Genomic DNA, 18085 nt, shown 5'->3' with positions numbered 1-18085 from the left:
TCACAGTTTATAAAGGTCGCTTGCTGCAATCAATTCCAGTTTATGAGACTGCAAAACTTTAATACACTGTTTAATATTATCAGGCTTTAATATAACATGAGCACTTTCATTTACTGAAAATGCATACAGATATTCAATCTCTAACCCTTCTCTGGAGATAATCTGAAGTGCTTTTGCAAGAGCTCCCGGTTCATTGGGACAACATAAACCTATTACCTCAGAGATCTTCACGGTAAATCCCGCAGCCTTAAGCACATTATATGCTTCCTTAGGGTCGGAAACAATCATTCTAAGGATTCCAAAATCAGAGGTATCGGCCAATGTATATGCCGACATATTGATTCCTGCATCGCCAAGAAACTGAGCTACCTCAGTCAACCGGCCGGTTTTATTTTCTAAAAAAACTGAAAGTTGTTTCGCTATCATGATAGTATGTTATGTTTTTATTCTGTTGTGTCTTGAGTCTTGTGTCTCAATCATAATTTTCTGTTATCAATCACGCGTTTTGATTTCCCGGCAGTACGCTCAATTGTTTTTGGCTCCACCAGCTTTACATTAACGGAAATGCCAAGTGTTGACTGAATGTTATGCCTGATTTTTTTGCTCAAATCCTGCAGTACACGGATCTCATCAGAGAAAAACTGTTCCTGAACTTCCACCAATACCGTCAGCGTGTCCAGCGTTCCCTCACGTTCAACAATAAGCTGATAATGCGGCTCTGTTTCGCTCATTTCAAGCAATACACTTTCAATTTGTGACGGAAATACGTTTACTCCCCTGATGATCAGCATATCATCTGAGCGACCGGTACATTTTTTCATTCTAACCAGGGTTCTGCCACATTTACACGTTTCAAAATTCAATGACGTTAAATCCCGTGTCCTGTAGCGGATCAAAGGCAAACCTTCCTTGGTAATGGTTGTAAATACCAGCTCGCCTTCATGTCCTTCCGGGAGAGGTTTTAGTGTAACCGGATCAATGATCTCAGGGATAAAATGATCTTCGTTAATGTGCAACCCGCATTGATGCTCACATTCAAAAGATACACCAGGACCTATTATTTCACTGAGGCCATAAATATCAATGGCTTTTATCTCCAGTTTTTGTTCTATTTCACGGCGCATGGTTTCGGTCCAGGGTTCCGCACCAAAAACACCTACCCGTAAATTCAGTTTCTTGCGATCGATCTTTTTTTCTTTGATCGCTTCTGCCAGAAAAAGTGCATAGGATGGTGTACAGGCGATAACATTTGTGCCGAAATCTTCCATCAACTGAAGCTGTTTATCTGTATTACCACCCGAAATTGGAATAACGGAAGCACCTATTTTTTCAGCACCATAATGTGCTCCCAGGCCTCCTGTAAAAAGACCGTATCCATATGCTATCTGTATGAAGTCGCTCTTTACCACACCTGCTCCGGAAAAAGTTCGTGCCATCACTTCGCTCCATGTACCAATATCCTTTCTGGTGTAACCAACAACCGTTGGTTTTCCCGTGGTTCCTGAAGAAGCATGCACCCTGACTATCTCGCTCATTGGAACGCTGAACATACCAAAAGGATAATTATCGCGCAAATCGGTTTTTAATGTAAACGGAAGTCTGTGTAAATCTTCAACTGATTTAATATCGTCCGGTGTCAGGTTCAGTTCCTGAAGTTTTTTTCTGTAGAAAGGAGAATTGTGGTAAACTCTTTCAATCATATCATGGAGTCGCTTCCCCTGAACAATTCGCATTGATTCACGGTCCATGCATTCAAACGTTTCATTCCAGATCATGTGAGATTAATTTGAGTATAGTAAATTGTTTTGGAACGTATAAAACTATAAAATAAACGGCTTCTTAAAACACTTTGGCATAATTTAAAGACGTTCTAAATTTAATATGCAGAAATTTAAAATGCCGGTAATTAGCAAGGTCGTGATCCTTTCATTCTGATTACAAACATTATTCATCATGACTTTTGGAAAGCTTCGATTTTATTATCTTTGCCACACTAAAAAATCAGGTTAAGCATTTTGCTTTACCCGACACATAAATAAAACAGAAATATGTCAACCGTTCGCGTAAGATTTGCACCAAGTCCAACTGGCCCGTTACATATGGGCGGAGTAAGAACAGCATTATTCAACTATCTTTTCGCAAAAAAAAATAACGGAACTTTTGTTCTTCGTATTGAAGATACAGATCAAAACCGCTTTGTACCCGGAGCAGAGGAATACATTATTGAATCATTAAAATGGTGTGGTATTTCACCTGAAGAAGGAGTCGGTTTTGGTAATGGTTCATTTGGTCCTTACAGGCAAAGCGAAAGGCGTGCTATTTATAAGGAATACAGCGAAAAACTTGTGAACAGTGGCTGGGCATATTATGCGTTTGATACACCGGAAGAATTAAATAATATCCGGTCATCCTATGAAGCCGGGAAAAAGACATTCATCTATAATCACACATCCCGTGGGAGCTTAAAAAACTCGCTTACCTTGAGCGACGATGAAGTTAAGGCAAAAATCAGTGCAGGAGAGGCTTACGTCGTACGTTTTAAGATGCCGGAGAATGAGATAGTAACAATCAGCGATATTGTTCGTGGTGATGTAACTTTCAATACCGGCGATCTGGACGATAAAATTCTGTTTAAAGCTGACGGATTACCAACCTATCACCTTGCTAACGTAGTTGATGATTACCTCATGCAAATCTCACACGTAATCCGTGGTGAAGAATGGTTACCGTCTCTCCCGCTTCATGCATTGCTTTACAGGGCTTTTGGATGGGAGGATAAACGTCCGGAATTTGCTCATTTACCATTGATACTGAAACCGGTTGGACAGGGGAAACTGAGTAAACGCGACGGTGATAAAATGGGATTTCCCGTATTCCCGCTTCAGTGGACCGATACTAACGGTGAAACTTCATCAGGATACCGTGAAGATGGCTATCTGCCAGAAGCATTTATTAATATGCTTGCCTTGCTGGGATGGAACCCGGGAACGGATCAGGAAATATTCTCGCTGGAAGAACTGAGCCAGATTTTTACGCTGGAACGGGTGGGCAAATCAGGTTCAAAGTTTGACCCAGAAAAAACAAAATGGTTTAACCACCAGTATCTTGTGAATCTGGATAATCATAGCATTGCAGATCTTTACATGCCACTGCTTAAAGAAAAAGGAATTTCAGTTGATCAGGACAAACTTGCATTTATTTGCGGACTGGTTAAAGAAAGAGCAACCTTTATTAAGGATTTATGGGAACAGTCATCATTTTTCTTTGAAGCTCCCGAGAGCTACGATGAAAAAACTGTCCGTAAGCGCTGGAAAGAACAAACACCGGATTTAATGCAACAACTGATTTCGGTTCTTGAAAAAGTTGAAATATTTGATACTGAACATACTGAAGAAGCGGTTAAAAACTGGATTACCGAAAACGAACTGGGTATGGGTGCCATAATGAATGCATTCCGCTTAGCAATTGTTGGTGAAGGTAAAGGGCCGCATATGTTTGACATTATTGCAATCCTCGGTAAGGAAGAAACCATTCGCCGTTTGAAGAAAGCTATAGAAGTACTACCATAAAAACGATCTTCGGGTACTTTCAGATTTAATGGTCAGGTCTCCCGGAATCAGTTTTCCGATATCGGCAACACGTAAATGAATGATTCCGGCTTCTCGCCTGGATCGGATAATAACCTGACATTTGCCATTGTATGTGGATTTTACTGGTCCCTGAAAACTTTCTGTGTTCTGCGGATTTCCATTACCAATTCCCACAATTTCTCCGGGTCCATCCACCTGAAAATTTAAAGGGATTCTGTAATTTGGATTCAGAGCACCTTTATCATCGTGAATTTCAACATCTACAAATACCAAATCCTGCCCGTCTGCCAACATTTCGCTTTTTGAAGGTTTTAATACAATAACAGAGGGAAATCCTGCAGTTTTCAGAGTCGATGTTACTTCAGTTTTTTGGTTATTGATCCCGGCAGCAACCAATGTTCCGGGTTCATACTTCACTAAAAAAGTAACCGTATTTTTCATCGCCGGGGTCACTTCTTTTCCTGCCACTTCCTTACCGTTACTGAAAAGTTTTACTTCGCTGCAATTTGTATAAACCACAGCTTCGAAAAACAACGATTCATATCCGTTCCAGGTCCACACCGGACTAACATCATCCCAGCCCCATGCTATTTTACTGCGTTCTCCAAACAATGGTTTGGGATTTCTTACAAACAAATGAACTTCCGGTCTGGAACTCCAAAGCGTTGAACGATACTCTGCCTGAGGTCTTTTATTACCTGTAATATCGAAGTCCCCGCAATATGCCGTAGTCCATGGATATAATATTTCCGGTTCATTCTGTCTGCTGTATTGCCCTAACCCAACATCTCCTAAATAATCAAATGCCGACCAGACGAAATCACCAACGACATAAGGATATTTTAGAACACTTTCCCAATAATTCCATGCCTCATACGGATAAGATGATGAATTCCATATTACTCTTGCAGGTACACGTTTATGATCTGCCGCATAGCTTTCTATTTCATAATTATAACCGGCAACATCCATCGTGCTAAAAAAGTTGTCAGCCCTTTTCCATTCAACTTTTCCCTTGCTGATTCCCGCAGTCACAGGTCGGGTATTATCATATTTTTTTATCTGATCTGATAACATTTTTGCCATATCCTCTACACCCGGATCAAACCGCTCAGGCACATCATCGCCAATGCTCCACATAATAACAGACGGATGATTTCTGTCACGTAAAATAACCGATGTCAGATCGTCTTTCCAGTTATCATCAAAATACATATGATAATCCTGCGGCAACCGTGCCACACGCCATACGTCAAAGGTTTCCTCAACCACCATCATTCCCAGTTGATCGCAGGCATCCAGCAATCCTGACGAAGGTGGTGCATGAACAATCCTCACTGCATTATAACCTGCATCTTTTAGCAATTTTATTTTCCTGAATTCGGCAGCATCAAATGATTTTGATCCAAGCGCGCCATTATCAGGCTGCAAGTTTCCACCTTTTAATACAATTGATTCACCGTTAATTCTCAATCCTTTATCCGGAGAAATATCTATGGTTCTCAATCCAAATGTAATGATATGCCCATCCATTGGTTTCAAACCTGAAAATAACGAAGAACGTAAGGTATACAAATTGGGGTGATCCGGACTCCAGAGTTTTGCATGGTCAATGTTCATCCTCATATTAAATTCATGAGGTCCACCAGCAAATACATTGATCATTTTTTCCTGAACGTGTACCTCCTCCCCATTTGCATCCTCTATCTGAACCAGCCATCGGAGCAAAATGGTATCTGAGGTAATATTCTTTACCCCCGCAACAAAATTTATGGCAGAAGATGCCGTATCAACTTTCGGATAATCAATCCTGCAATACCGGTCATCGTGAAAGACCCTTTCACTCTTAATCAGCCATAAATGTCTGTATATACCGGAGCCGGAATACCAGCGACTGTTTTTACCGGTATTACTTACTTTAACGGCCAGCACGTTATCTTCTCCCGGTCTGATATATTCTGTTACATCGTATTCAAATGGCGTATAACCGTTGTTATGAATGCCCATTTTGTGACCATTTATCCAGACCTCGGCATCTTTATAAACGCCATCGAATTTTAACCGGAATGCCCTGTTTATATCATTTTCGCTGACCCGAAATATTTTACGGTACCAGCCAGTGCCTCCAATCGTGTATCCGGTCTCAGGACCACCCTCGCTGTAAGAATCGTAGGGACCACTGATTTTACGAATCGGTTTATCTTTATATATTCCTCCTTCACCACTTTCCCGGTAGACACGTAAAGCCAATACATTTCTGCCGTTATAATTCATTGCAGACGGAGGAATCATATAAACCCGTTCTTCATTCTTTGCAGAAATAAATGCTGGTGGCATTTGTCCGCTTGAGCCAACCAGTTTACCATTGAAATAGAGTTCATCGGCATCACCTATTTTACCAAGTTGAACCGAAATATTTTTACCACGATCTTCTTCACCCAAAGATATTGAACGGCGGTACCATCCCCAGTGCGGATCAGCTTCCGGCAATGGATATGTCATCCAGTCAGCGGGAACCAGTACCAAATCCCAGTTTCCTTCAAAAACGCCATACTCTTTATACTCCATGTTATCGCCACGAATAAACTTCCAACGACCTGTAGATAAATTAATCACCTTATCATTTTCATCCGCAACAACAGGTAAATCTTCTATACTCCAATCGTGCGGAAGGTTAACATCCCGCCATTTTTTATCGTTAAAATCAGATTGAGCAGCTCCGGCAATGGAACCTTTGGTGAATTTCCAGTCAAAATCGAACAACACCGTCTCACGCCCTGAAAACACCTGGGCGCGAAGCACGGACACAATCCATGCTGAAAACATGATTATTGTTACAATTCGTCTGATCATGGTCACTCAAACAGAGTCACCAATTTAGACAAATTGCATCAATTAAAACAATTAAGAAAGGCCTTACTTAAGAAAAGTTGGGAAATTACCCATGCTGACAAAATGTTAATATCAGGCAATCTTAGTCTTATAACCAGCTGATATTTTGCCCTTTGAGATGGCAATCAACTTATTTTTAATCAGTCTGCGTCTTAATGGAGATATTAAATCCACAAACAAGCGGCCATCAATATGATCATATTCATGTTGAATTACGCGTGCAATCCAACCTTCATATACTTCATCATGTGCTTCAAAATTCTCATCAAGGTATTTTATTCTTACCCTGTTTTTTCTTAATACACGTTCTCTTATATTCGGAATACTAAGACATCCTTCTTCCTCAAATTCATCGTCTCCGGTTTTTTCCACAATTTGAGCGTTAATAAATGCTTTTTTAAACGTTGCAAATTCCGGATTTTCATTTCCCATGATGGAAAGATCAATGACAAACATACGAATCGACAAACCTACCTGAGGAGCGGCCAAACCTATACCGTCAGCATTATGCATGGTTTGAAACATGTTTTCTATCAATTCATTCAAATGAGGATAGTCAGGTGTAATATCTTCACCAACTTTCCTTAATACAGGGTGTCCGTATACGACTACAGGAAGTATCATTTCATTTACCTTTTTGAATCCAACCAGGATTGTAATATAATTTGTGCACTGATTTCGTCCACCAGTGCTTTATTTTGTCTCTGTTTCTTTTTAAGTCCTCCCATCAACATGGCTTTTTGAGCCAAAACCGAAGTAAAGCGCTCATCCACCAGATCAACAGGAATTGTTTTAAACCGCTTTTTTAAACCATTAACAAATGGCTCCACATACTGCATTGATTCAGCCGGTGTATTATCCAGATTCATTGGCCATCCCACAACAAATGCTTCTATCTTCTCTTTTTCCGCATAAGATTTTAGAAATATATAAATCTGATCACTACTGACTGTTGTTAGTCCCTGGGCAAACAGTTTAAGCGGATCTGTCACTGCAAGACCTACCCTTTTTTTACCGTAATCAATTGCTACTATTCTGCCCATAAAATTTCTTGCAAATATAACCGAATATAATCGTTAATCAACTAACATCTTATGAGCTACCTCATTTGCAATATCCACTCCTTTTAACGCTTCTACTATTTTCAAAGCGAATTTTATTGCCACGCCAGGTCCTCTTCCGGTAACTACTTTACCTGAAATCAAAGCAGGTTCAATAACTTTAACAGCTCCATCCAGATGATCTTCAAATCCGGGATAACAGGTTGCTTTTTCGCCTTCAAGAATTCCCAAATCTCCAAGTACATAAGGCGCAGCACATACTGCACCTATCCATTTGCCTTCTTTTTTATACTGCAAAAGCTTTGATTCCAATCCTTTGTGTGCTCTTAAATTATGTGCACCGGGTAGTCCTCCGGGCAATACAAGCATATCTGCTTCAGAATAATCCGCATTTTCAAATAATACATCCGTCATGACAGGTATACTGTGATTTCCGGCAACAAGTTTATCGCCTGTAACCGATATCATTTTAACCGGTATTCCTGCTCTCCGAAGTACATCTACAATAGACACTGCCTCAATTTCCTCGAACCCTTCTGCGAAATGTACATATACCATAGTTTTGTGTTTTATTCAAAAGTTAAAACGTCGCCCGTTCTAACCTGGTTCATACCAAAAGTGTTAAAAAACATTGCCAAAGCGGGCAGATCAGTGCAATGCGACGGATAAACTTCTTTAATATCCAACTGCTTTATCTCTCTTATTGTCTGACGTGTAACTTCATCTGCCTTTTTAAGATGGAATCCTCCCATAACAGCCCTGACTTTTTCAATACCTGTAACCTTTTGGGCATGATTAATCGTATTAACTATTCCGGCATGAGCACATCCAGAAATAACGATCAGTCCGCCTTTTGTTCTTACTGCTACCCCGGTATCGTCAGGAATATAATCCTCAGTTCCGGCCTCATCAATAAAAGCTGTTGATTTTGATTCAAATTTATTCAGCCTGGGAATTTCACCAAGGAACCATATATTCCTGCCAAGCTGAAACGGTTTATCGGTAATATGCAGATCAAACCGCTCCTCAAAATCCGCCCTGTTAAAATCCAGACCAACATAGTCTTCATTCCTTTCTTTATGATATCTTTTTTTAAACACCGCAGGATGCGCATAAAGTGGCAGACTTGGCAAGTATTTAAACCCATTGCCATGATCCCAGTGGCCATGGCTCAATACAACAGCATCAATATCGTACAAATCTATTCCAAGTTTATCTGCATTTTTCTTAAATACGTCACCCGGACCGGCATCCAATAGTATTTTTCTGTCATCGGTTTGAATGTGAAAAGACAATCCGTGTTCAGAAAGCATACCTCTTCCCGGAGTATTGTCATTTAATACAGTAATTGTAACCATGATTATCGTTTAAAAAGTGGCAAAGTAAAGAAGAACGTAGTTCCTTTATTTTCAACCGTTTCAAACCAGATATCGCCACCGGAGTTAATCACAATATTTTTTGTGATCGCCAGACCAAGTCCCATTCCGCTGGACTTTGTTGTAAAATTCGGTTCAAACAGTTTACTCCTGGAGTCTTCAGGAATACCCTTTCCGTTATCTGTTATCTGAACACGGGCAAAGCCGTTTTCTTCAGTAACAGTCACAGTTATAATCCCTTTCCGGTCCTGAGGTACAGATTGAATAGCATTCTTAATCAGATTATTAAAGACCTGTTTTAATTGCTCCCTGTCGGCATAAACAAGAATACTTTGACTGCTGTTTTTAAGTGATACTTTAACGTTGGGTGTATCTACAAAAAGATCCACTGCCACACCGGCCCGCTCGATAATATCAACTACTTCCGGTTTTGATTCCGGCATTTTACTGAACGAAGAAAACTCTGAAGCAATCCGGCTCAGATTATCAATTTGTTCAACCAGTGTTTTGGTTGTTTTTTTGAAAAATTCATTAAACCGTTCGTCGCCCTCTGTTCTTGCCCTTTGCAAATGCTGGATACTCAACTTCATTGGCGTTAACGGATTTTTTATCTCATGAGCAATCTGTCTTGCCATCTGCCTCCAGGCCATAGAACGTTCTGAAGTGGCTAACTGTTCAGCACTTTTCTCAAGTTCATCCACGAGTCGGTTATAATCTTCAACCAGTTGGGCCACTTCGTCTCTGCCATGATAATCAATTTTTTCATTTGCTCCACGCAAGCGGAATCCTGCAAGTTTTTCACGGATTAAAAGCAGCGGTCTGGTTATTTCCCGGGTCAACAATACTGTAAGAAATACCGCTATAATGACGAATATAAGATAGATATTCAACAGAACCACAATAAAATCACTCACATCATTTGACAGTTCATCGGAACTTACAAAATACGGCAGGTTAACATAACCCAGAAAGTTATTCTCCCAGTTACTGATGGGCTGATAAGCTGATAAATAGTTGAGGCCAACCAATGATTCATTGGTCAGCACAAAAGGTTGTTTATCATATTTAAGCTTATAGTAAGATGCAGGATCTATTCTCCGGCTTATTATTTCACGCTGAAATACTTCGGGTCGGGAGGTAGCAGCCAGTCTTCCATCTGTATCGTATACATTAATATCGATATACAATGTATTGGAAAGATTCTGCAACAAAGAGGTAAACTCACGTAAATCGATATCATTAAGAGAGCTGACCTGCCCCAGATAACCATCAAGTGCCACGAGAACACTTTTATTTTTTTCCTGCAACACTTCAAGCTGCTTGTTTTTATATTGCCGTACGTTAAAATAGATGGATGTAGCCCCCACAAGCATAAAACTCAGGAGCAAAATCAGGAGTACATTTTGCCTGATCCTGTATGCCAGTGTCCGGTTGTTTTTGGATCTTTGATTAAATAAACCTGTGAAGAAAATCGCGATATACGTCAAAATGAAAAGATACAAAAACAGATAAACAAGGAATAACAGCGTATCGAATGTTGAACGCTCTGGCTTGGACAGCACAAATAACTCATTGTTGCCGGTTTTATAGAACCGGTGGATATATCCGTTAAAGACCTGAAGAACTGTATCATTCTTTACCCAGTCGCTTAATGTGTTATACTGGTAGTTTCCGGCATAATTTACCAGTTTACCATCAACATACCGTGCAAAACTGTAGTCATCATACAGGTTACTGAGATCAATATTATTGTCCGATAAAAGCTCAGGATATCCTATGCCTTTTGAAGTACTACGGGTTTCAAGATCGATAAATAAAGACACCTCATTATCCTGGCCCTGATTATATTTGATCCAGACAAAGTAATTAACGCGCCCGTTATAATTATCAAGATAGTATACATCAGATTCATTAATTTGCTCACCTATTTCATTAATCATCCCTGAAAAATAGTTGTAACAATCATTATTATCGCCATCCTCTCCCACATACAAATCTGTTCCGGGCCAGCATAATACCACCTGAATATCATATTTACGCCAAAACTCATTCAGGTAAAACTTACGAAGGTACTCCTGAAGCTGGTCTACTTTTATATCTTCTCCTGAGACCATCTGCTTTATATAGTAATCATTGAAGATCCCTTCAGTTTTATTTATAAGGTTAATTTCAGTAATTGGATCGCGCTCTTTGAGAACACTGAAAGCAAGATTCCCAAGCAAGGTATCTTCCTTAGACCTGTCTGTCTCATCCTGCGTTTGCCAAAACATAATCCACCCCAGGATACTGAACAATAGAATAATGACGAAACGGTTCATAAAATTATAACCACCGGAAGTCCTGCTCCTGATGATATATGAAGCACCAGCAATTGCAATCGCCATCAAAGCTGGCAACGTAAGATTTATATCTCTGATAAAAGTAAATAACACCGTTGATCCGGCAAGTATTGCCAACGATGAAAAAATGTATACTCTTGCATCTTTAACACAACTGATATATTTAGCAAATGCATCAACAATTAAGAACCATCCACCGAACATCAAAATAAAGATGAGATAAGCCAGTAAAGAATACATATCTACATCCTTAAGCAACTGCAATTGAAAATTGATAACCGAGTGCTCGATTACATTCACATACAATCGAATAATCTCCACAAATGTAATTCCCATCAAAATGGAGAATATCACGTTTTTGATATGAGTTAACTTTCCAAATGCAAACCTTTCCTTAAAAAGCAACGCCGACAGGATCCATAGCATCCCAAATACCAGTATCAATCCCAGGTTTTTAAATAATCCCGGCATTGCAAAAACAGAAGGTGAAAATAATTCTGTATAATTCAGCAAAACAGGATATTCCAAACCTCCAATAAACGCCACTATCAAAAAGATTATCCCGAAAGATAGCAGAATAAGAAGGTTTCTCTTTAACTTGCTTCTGATTTTGGCAATATGTAACAGGAATGCACCCCAAACAAAGAGCAGAAACAAAAGAAATGAAAAGAGCCCAACTATTTTGAAAATATTGGCTCTGGTATTAACCGGACCAATATCCAGATAACACAATATCTGGTTATCAATTCCACGGATACTTGAAGTTTTTCCAAGATTAGTAAGATATATGACCGAATGCTCCGGAATTTCCAGTTCCGGTTGAAAATAACTCTTTATAAATCTGTTTTCGATACGGTAGATAAATTCAATGGGATAAAATCCATACAGCGTTTTGGTGCCTACATTTATACTGTCCCACATACAATACGAATTGGGAAATTCGACGACAGTGTTAGCCAGGTGATCAACTTCAGTTGTATCTATAATTATCTTATTGGAGTTCCAGAAAGACATTGCTCCGTTCTGAAAACCGAACAAATAGAATTCTTTTTCCGACTGATGAAGTAATGTATTAAAGTGGTCAACATAAAATGAATCAGAAGCCAGATCCAACCGGTAAGAATTCAACAGATTTCTGAGCTCAGCTTGTTTACTCTGAATGTGGGATTCAATTTTATTTTTTACTTCTGATTTTTTGGATGGAGACAAATAAATATTTTCGGATAAGAGTCCGGTTATGATAAAAACCGTGCTCAGTACCAATAGTGTAATAAAATATTTATTTTGCTTCTCTTTATTCATGATGATAGGGTTCACCTTTAATAATGGAAAACGCCCTGTAAAGCTGTTCCGCAAACAAAACACGTACCAATTGATGCGAAAAGGTCATTTTTGAGAGGGATAATTTATAATTGCAACGTTCTTTCACTTCCTCACCAAAGCCGTAAGGCCCTCCAATAACAAATACCAGCTGTTTTATTCCGCTGTTCATACGCTGCTGAATAAACTCTGCAAAATCAACAGATCGGAGTTCTTTACCGTGTTCATCCAGTAAAACCAGAAAATCGCCCGCCTGCAAATTTTCTAGAATCAGTTTCCCCTCCTGCTCTTTCTGAACGTCTTCCGATCTTTTTTTTGATTTTTTCAGATCAGGGATTACCAGAAAATCAAAATTAATATACCGTCTTATCCGTTTAATATAAAGCTCCGTACCAACTTTAACATGATCAGAATCGGTTTTCCCTACGGTAATCAGTTTAATATTCATCAGTTCCTTTTTATGCAGGCCTTTACAAAGTTAACATTTACCCAACAACCTGCTAAAAATGCTAAATAATTTTTATTATTGCGTATTGGTATTAAATTTGCATAAGGCAAAAGAAAATTGATGAAACAAATACTTATTATACTTACCTTGGTTTTATCCGCTACATTGCTAAAAGCTCAAACGGTGGATAATCTAACCTCTGCCATTAAAATGGGAAGTGCTGGTCAACTATCACAACTCTTTAATTCTTCTGTCGAAATTGTTATTAATGATGATGATAAAATGTACACTAAACCCCAGGCTCAAATGGTAATGAGCGAATTTTTCAAAAAGAATCCACCGGTCGATTTCAATATTGCCTACGACAGTACACGGGAAGATGCACGATATTTAATCGGAAATCTTACAACAAAGAATAATAAAACATACCGTATTACTTTTTTACTTCGTGGTAAAGGCAGTACAACGTTAATCCATCAGATCAGAATTAAATAAATAATATTCCCTACACATGATTTCAAATGCATACATTGATGCACTCATTGAGCTGGCATTTAAAGAAGACATTGGCGATGGCGACCATTCCACTCTTTCATGTATTCCGGCAGATGCCATAGGAAAATCACGTTTAATCATTAAGGAAGACGGCGTATTAGCAGGTGTTGAAGTAGCTAAACTGGTTTTTCACCGGTTTGATCCGGAATTAAAAATCAATGTTTTTATACAGGACGGATCGCGCGTAAAAGTTGGTGATATTGCTTTCGAAGTAGAAGGAAAAACACAAAGCCTGCTGCAAACCGAGCGTCTGATGCTAAACATTATGCAGCGCATGAGCGGTATTGCAACGCGTACTGCTGTTTACGTGGATAAGCTTAAAGGATTACACACAAAAGTACTTGATACCCGAAAAACAACGCCAGGCATGAGAATTCTGGAAAAGATGGCGGTAAAAATTGGTGGTGGTGAAAATCACAGAATGGGGCTTTTTGATATGGTGATGCTGAAAGACAACCACGTGGACTTTGCCGGAGGTATCGAAAAAGCAATTAAAACCACTCAAAAATATCTGAAGGATCATAACAAAAATCTGAAAATTGAAGTGGAAGTACGTAATTTCGATGAACTGAATCAGGTTCTGGAAGTGGGCGGAATTCACCGGATTATGCTGGATAATTTCAATACCGGGGATACAAAAAAAGCAGTGAACATTATCAACAACAGGTACGAAACAGAATCATCCGGCGGAATTACTCTCGAAACATTACGGGACTATGCAGAATGCGGTGTTGATTATATTTCTGTTGGGGCACTGACTCATTCTGTAAAAAGTCTGGATATGAGTTTGAAAGCAATTTAGATTATAGCATAACATAAATTTTATAAAAAACACCGTAACGAAATCGCTACGGTGTTTTTCTTTATTATAATTTTTATTAATCCACTCGTTCCAGAATTCCGGCAAAACCACCGCCTTTGGCCATTTTAACGTGAAGATTGGTTCCTTTCACAACCTTTGATTCTGACAGTTTATAATCTTCGGCCATACGGTTTGCGTTCACCCCATCACTAACCATTATCAGTTTATATGTTTTACCGTCCGGCAAAAAATCAAGTGATAGCTCAAATTCGCGTTCAGTCCAGTCTGTCATGCCACCAATATACCATTTATCTCCATGTCTTCTGGCCAGTACCACATAATCACCAACATTAGCTTCAAGTACTTTTATGTCGTCCCAGGTCGTAGGAAATTCAGCAATGAACCCGGTATATTCAGGATCCCTTAAATAATTGGACGGACAATCAGCCAGCATCTGCAATGGTGCTTCATAAATCACATACATGGCAGCCTGATGGCAGCGTGTACCCTGACTCATTGGACGTTCAAATGATATACTGAAATTAATTTCCTGGGCATTTCGCATGGCACCAGGGGTGTAATCCATTGGACCGGCGAGCATACGTGTAAACGGAAGTGTCACGTCATGTTCAGGTGTTATGAGATCACTCCACTTATCGTTTTCAAGACCTTTTACTCCTTCATAATTTACAACATTAGGATACAAAGCCTCAATACCCGACGGTTTAAATGCACCGTGAAAATCTACCAGCAAATGACGTTTTGCCGCTTCACGCGCTACATTTTCGTAATATTCAACCATGAGTTGATCGGCACGTTGCATAAAATCGACCTTGATTCCTGCCACGCCCATCTTCTCATACAGATCAAGTGCCCCATTTAGATGCTGTTCAAGCGGTTTCCATAAAACCCAAAGTATTATGTCCACATTTTTTTGTTTGCCGTACGAAATCAACTCATCCAGATCAATATCATCTGTTGATTTCAAAATATCAGTTGTGGTTTTTGACCAACCTTCGTCCAGTATAATATATTCCAGCCCATACTTCGAAGCAAAATCAATATAATATTTGTAGGTTTCTGTATTGATCCCCGATTTAAAATCAACGCCGTAAATATTATTGGCATTCCACCAGTCCCAGGCCACTTTACCCGGTTTAATCCAGTCTGTCGGAATCTTTGCCCCACTATTAAGACACACAGGTAAATCGTTCTCCAGAAGGGCTTTATCGTTATCTGCAATCATAAACACGCGCCATGGCAGATCCTTTCCAGGCTTTATTTTAGCAATATAATCTGCCTCTTTCGTAATAACTACATTACGGTCTCCACCACGTTCTGCCGGTTCAATTTCCAACGGATATTGAGGATAAAGAGACGATAGTCCCATACTGCCATTTCCCTTCAGAAACATTTGCGGGTAGCCCGTAACGTCTGCCTCAGTTATTCCAATACGAATGCCATTTACAGTTGCCAGCATTGGCAGAGAACAAAACATATCACGTTTTACATCATCAATTTTCAAATCAAGATATTGTCTTTCATAATGCGAAATCAACTGATCCTCCTGGGGGAAAAGCAATGCTGAGCCAGGTTCAAAATCAAATTGCACAATTTCATTTTCAATCGCAGATTCTTTTCTGAAATCAGTTAATATGCGGTATGCCAAACCACGGTTATATACCCTGAATACCAGTGTCAATCCGTTTTTCAGAACCAATCTATCCTGATTATACTGAACGGTATGATCCGCATATTTTAACGGAACCGAAGGTTTCACATTTTGAATAACCAATCCTGTGTAAGATTTTCGAATCTTTTGTTTTTTCATCAAATCCTTACCGTTCGTAACCAGTCCAATCACTCCATTTTCAATAACTGGCTGACCATTGAATGAAACGCTCCATGTCACCTGATCCGACACATCATATGTTAGTGTAATTTTTTGGTCAGGCGACTTAATCTGATTTTCAGAGAATACCGAAAAAGATGCAATCGTCATTACGGTAAATAGTAAAAGCTTTTTCATATAAGTATTATTAATCGGTTATAGTTTCCATAAATGCGTTCCATAAGTTATCATTTTTGGGTGGATCTGCCGTTATCGTGATTTCCTTTTTCTGAACAGGGTGAATAAAACTTACTTGTCTGGCGTGCAACGAAATTCCTCCATCAGGGTTAGAACGTGCAAATCCGTATTTCAGGTCCCCTTTTATAGGAGATCCTATTTTAGCCAGCTGACTTCTTATCTGATGATGACGGCCCGTTTCCAGCTTTACTTCCAGCAAACTATAGTTTGTAAGTATAGACAATGTACGGTAACTCAGGATAGCTTTTTTAGCATCCTGACGCTCACTTTCATAAGCATACGATTTATTCTGTTTTTGGTTCCTAACCAGCCAGTGAATCAGTTTGTCCTCCGGCTTTTCTGGCTGTTGTTTCACCACAGCCCAGTAAATTTTGTCGACCTCCCTATCCTGAAAAATCTTATTCATTCTGGCCAGCGCTTTTGAAGTTCTGGCATAAATCACCACACCACTTACAGGCCTGTCCAGTCTGTGTACTACACCAAGAAAAACATCTCCGGGTTTATTATACTTAACCTTGATATACCTTTTTATTTTGTCTGCTAAAGTCTCATCGCCTGTTTTGTCTCCCTGAACAAGATCTGAAGTGCTTTTATTTATTGCAATCAGGTGATTATCCTCGTATAAAATATTTATATCCTCCATCCGGTAAACCTGAATTAATAGGACTCTTTTTTATTTGGGAAATCAACAGATTTTACATCCTGCACATAATTTTCAACGGCACCTTTAATTTCGGCAAATAAGTTATGATAGCGTCGTAAAAAACGGGGTGAAAATTCCTGATTTATGCCAAGCATGTCATGCAATACAAGCACCTGCCCATCCACCCCCGGACCAGCTCCAATACCAATTATCGGAATAGTCAGCTCTTTTGCAACTTTCTCGGCCAAAGCTGCAGGAACTTTTTCAAGTACTATGGCAAAGCATCCTGCTTCTTCAAGCAGTTTCGCATCCTCCACCAATTTATTGGCTTCGGCCTCCTCTTTTGCCCTAACGGAATAAGTTCCGAATTTATGGATCGATTGCGGTGTCAGGCCCAAATGACCCATAATTGGGATTCCGGCAGACAATATCCTGTTGACAGATTCAAGCACCTCACTTCCACCTTCCAGTTTTACAGCATCCGCATGTGTTTCTTTCATAATACGAATTGCACTACTTAAGGCTTCCTTGGAGTTCCCCTGGTATGATCCAAACGGCAAATCCACCACAACAAGCGCCGTGTTCACAGCTTTTACTACCGAACTTCCGTGGTAAATCATCTGATCAAGTGTAATTGGCAAAGTGGTCTCATTTCCGGCCATAACATTTGATGCCGAATCACCGACAAGAATAACATCTATTCCTGCATGATCCACAATTCTGGCCATAGAATAATCGTAGGCTGTTAACATTGATATTTTTTCACCGCGCAGTTTCATTTCAGAAAGGCGGTGTGTTGTTACTCTTTTTCTGTCTCCTGTAATTGCTGACATAATACATCTGTTTACGGGAAAGTAAGTCCCTGATTCGATCAACAAAGGTAAAAAAAGTCTTTATATGGATTATTCAAATTATTTTTATATCCATAAAAAAAGGGAGGCCTAAGCACATCCCTAAAGACAAAATTTCT

Annotated in this window: 15 protein-coding genes; 3 read left to right on the top strand and 12 right to left on the bottom strand. The window is 39.5% G+C overall.

From position 1 onward, the window contains the following. Together ACE1ET_RS11105 and ACE1ET_RS11100 are read right to left on the bottom strand one after the other, a co-directional pair. Window positions 1-426 carry an acetolactate synthase gene (locus ACE1ET_RS11105; protein WP_375728476.1) on the bottom strand — a complete coding sequence of 142 codons (426 nt, stop codon included), beginning with the start codon at window positions 424-426 and terminating at the stop codon, window positions 1-3. Window positions 427-476: 50 nt separating this feature from the next. Then, window positions 477-1775 (bottom strand): phenylacetate--CoA ligase family protein, encoded by a 1299-nt coding sequence (locus ACE1ET_RS11100; RefSeq protein WP_375728475.1) that lies wholly within the window; start codon window positions 1773-1775, stop codon window positions 477-479. A 273-nt stretch (window positions 1776-2048) separates the two neighbouring features. On the opposite strand from ACE1ET_RS11100, the gene gltX reads away from it, so the two are divergent. Then, window positions 2049-3569, top strand: a complete 1521-nt coding sequence (gene gltX / locus ACE1ET_RS11095) for a glutamate--tRNA ligase (protein WP_375728474.1) — start codon at window positions 2049-2051, stop codon at window positions 3567-3569. On the opposite strand, the gene ACE1ET_RS11090 is transcribed toward gltX, so the two are convergent. The 7 genes from ACE1ET_RS11090 to rlmH form a co-directional block, all read right to left on the bottom strand. Beyond that, the gene (locus ACE1ET_RS11090) at window positions 3561-6443 is read right to left on the bottom strand and encodes a glycoside hydrolase family 2 TIM barrel-domain containing protein (RefSeq protein ID WP_375728473.1); all 2883 of its coding nucleotides are present in this window, start codon (window positions 6441-6443) and stop codon (window positions 3561-3563) included. The two genes, gltX and ACE1ET_RS11090, sit on opposite strands and share 9 nt — an antisense overlap. A gap of 111 nt (window positions 6444-6554) precedes the next feature. Further along, a complete protein-coding gene (gene def, locus ACE1ET_RS11085; RefSeq protein ID WP_375728472.1) occupies window positions 6555-7106 on the bottom strand; it encodes a peptide deformylase in 552 nt (183 codons plus the stop codon). Window positions 7107-7111: 5 nt separating this feature from the next. Next, entirely contained in the window at window positions 7112-7525 is a 414-nt protein-coding gene (ruvX, locus tag ACE1ET_RS11080) for a Holliday junction resolvase RuvX (protein ID WP_375728471.1), read from the bottom strand. A gap of 33 nt (window positions 7526-7558) precedes the next feature. Then, window positions 7559-8101, bottom strand: coding sequence for a DJ-1 family glyoxalase III (locus ACE1ET_RS11075; RefSeq protein WP_375728470.1), 543 nt, complete (start codon window positions 8099-8101; stop codon window positions 7559-7561). Window positions 8102-8112: 11 nt separating this feature from the next. Next, entirely contained in the window at window positions 8113-8901 is a 789-nt protein-coding gene (locus ACE1ET_RS11070) for an MBL fold metallo-hydrolase (protein WP_375728469.1), read from the bottom strand. A 2-nt stretch (window positions 8902-8903) separates the two neighbouring features. Beyond that, window positions 8904-12560 (bottom strand): sensor histidine kinase, encoded by a 3657-nt coding sequence (locus ACE1ET_RS11065; RefSeq protein ID WP_375728468.1) that lies wholly within the window; start codon window positions 12558-12560, stop codon window positions 8904-8906. Then, entirely contained in the window at window positions 12553-13026 is a 474-nt protein-coding gene (gene rlmH, locus ACE1ET_RS11060) for a 23S rRNA (pseudouridine(1915)-N(3))-methyltransferase RlmH (RefSeq protein WP_375728467.1), read from the bottom strand. The genes ACE1ET_RS11065 and rlmH overlap by 8 nt, the downstream gene beginning before the upstream one ends. Window positions 13027-13146: 120 nt before the next feature. Between rlmH and ACE1ET_RS11055 the strand changes: the two genes are divergently transcribed. Further along, window positions 13147-13521 carry a DUF4783 domain-containing protein gene (locus tag ACE1ET_RS11055; protein ID WP_375728466.1) on the top strand — a complete coding sequence of 125 codons (375 nt, stop codon included), beginning with the start codon at window positions 13147-13149 and terminating at the stop codon, window positions 13519-13521. A gap of 16 nt (window positions 13522-13537) precedes the next feature. Continuing rightward, a complete protein-coding gene (gene nadC, locus ACE1ET_RS11050) occupies window positions 13538-14383 on the top strand; it encodes a carboxylating nicotinate-nucleotide diphosphorylase (RefSeq protein WP_375728465.1) in 846 nt (281 codons plus the stop codon). 76 nt (window positions 14384-14459) lie between these two features. On the opposite strand, the gene ACE1ET_RS11045 is transcribed toward nadC, so the two are convergent. From ACE1ET_RS11045 to panB, 3 genes are read right to left on the bottom strand one after another with little or no spacing between them, the layout of a single operon-like run. Then, the gene (locus ACE1ET_RS11045) at window positions 14460-16412 is read right to left on the bottom strand and encodes a glycoside hydrolase family 97 protein (RefSeq protein WP_375728464.1); all 1953 of its coding nucleotides are present in this window, start codon (window positions 16410-16412) and stop codon (window positions 14460-14462) included. A 10-nt stretch (window positions 16413-16422) separates the two neighbouring features. Beyond that, a complete protein-coding gene (locus ACE1ET_RS11040; RefSeq protein WP_375728463.1) occupies window positions 16423-17115 on the bottom strand; it encodes an RluA family pseudouridine synthase in 693 nt (230 codons plus the stop codon). Window positions 17116-17129: 14 nt separating this feature from the next. Next, window positions 17130-17948 (bottom strand): 3-methyl-2-oxobutanoate hydroxymethyltransferase, encoded by an 819-nt coding sequence (gene panB, locus ACE1ET_RS11035; RefSeq protein ID WP_375728462.1) that lies wholly within the window; start codon window positions 17946-17948, stop codon window positions 17130-17132. Window positions 17949-18085: the final 137 nt, after the last annotated feature.

This window comes from Quyinboa mangrovi (assembly GCF_042219825.1).
In the GTDB taxonomy this organism is placed as follows: domain Bacteria; phylum Bacteroidota; class Bacteroidia; order Bacteroidales; family UBA5342; genus JBHJHP01.
Note: the sequence above shows the minus strand (reverse complement) of the source record. Positions and strands in the feature narration are given on the sequence as shown.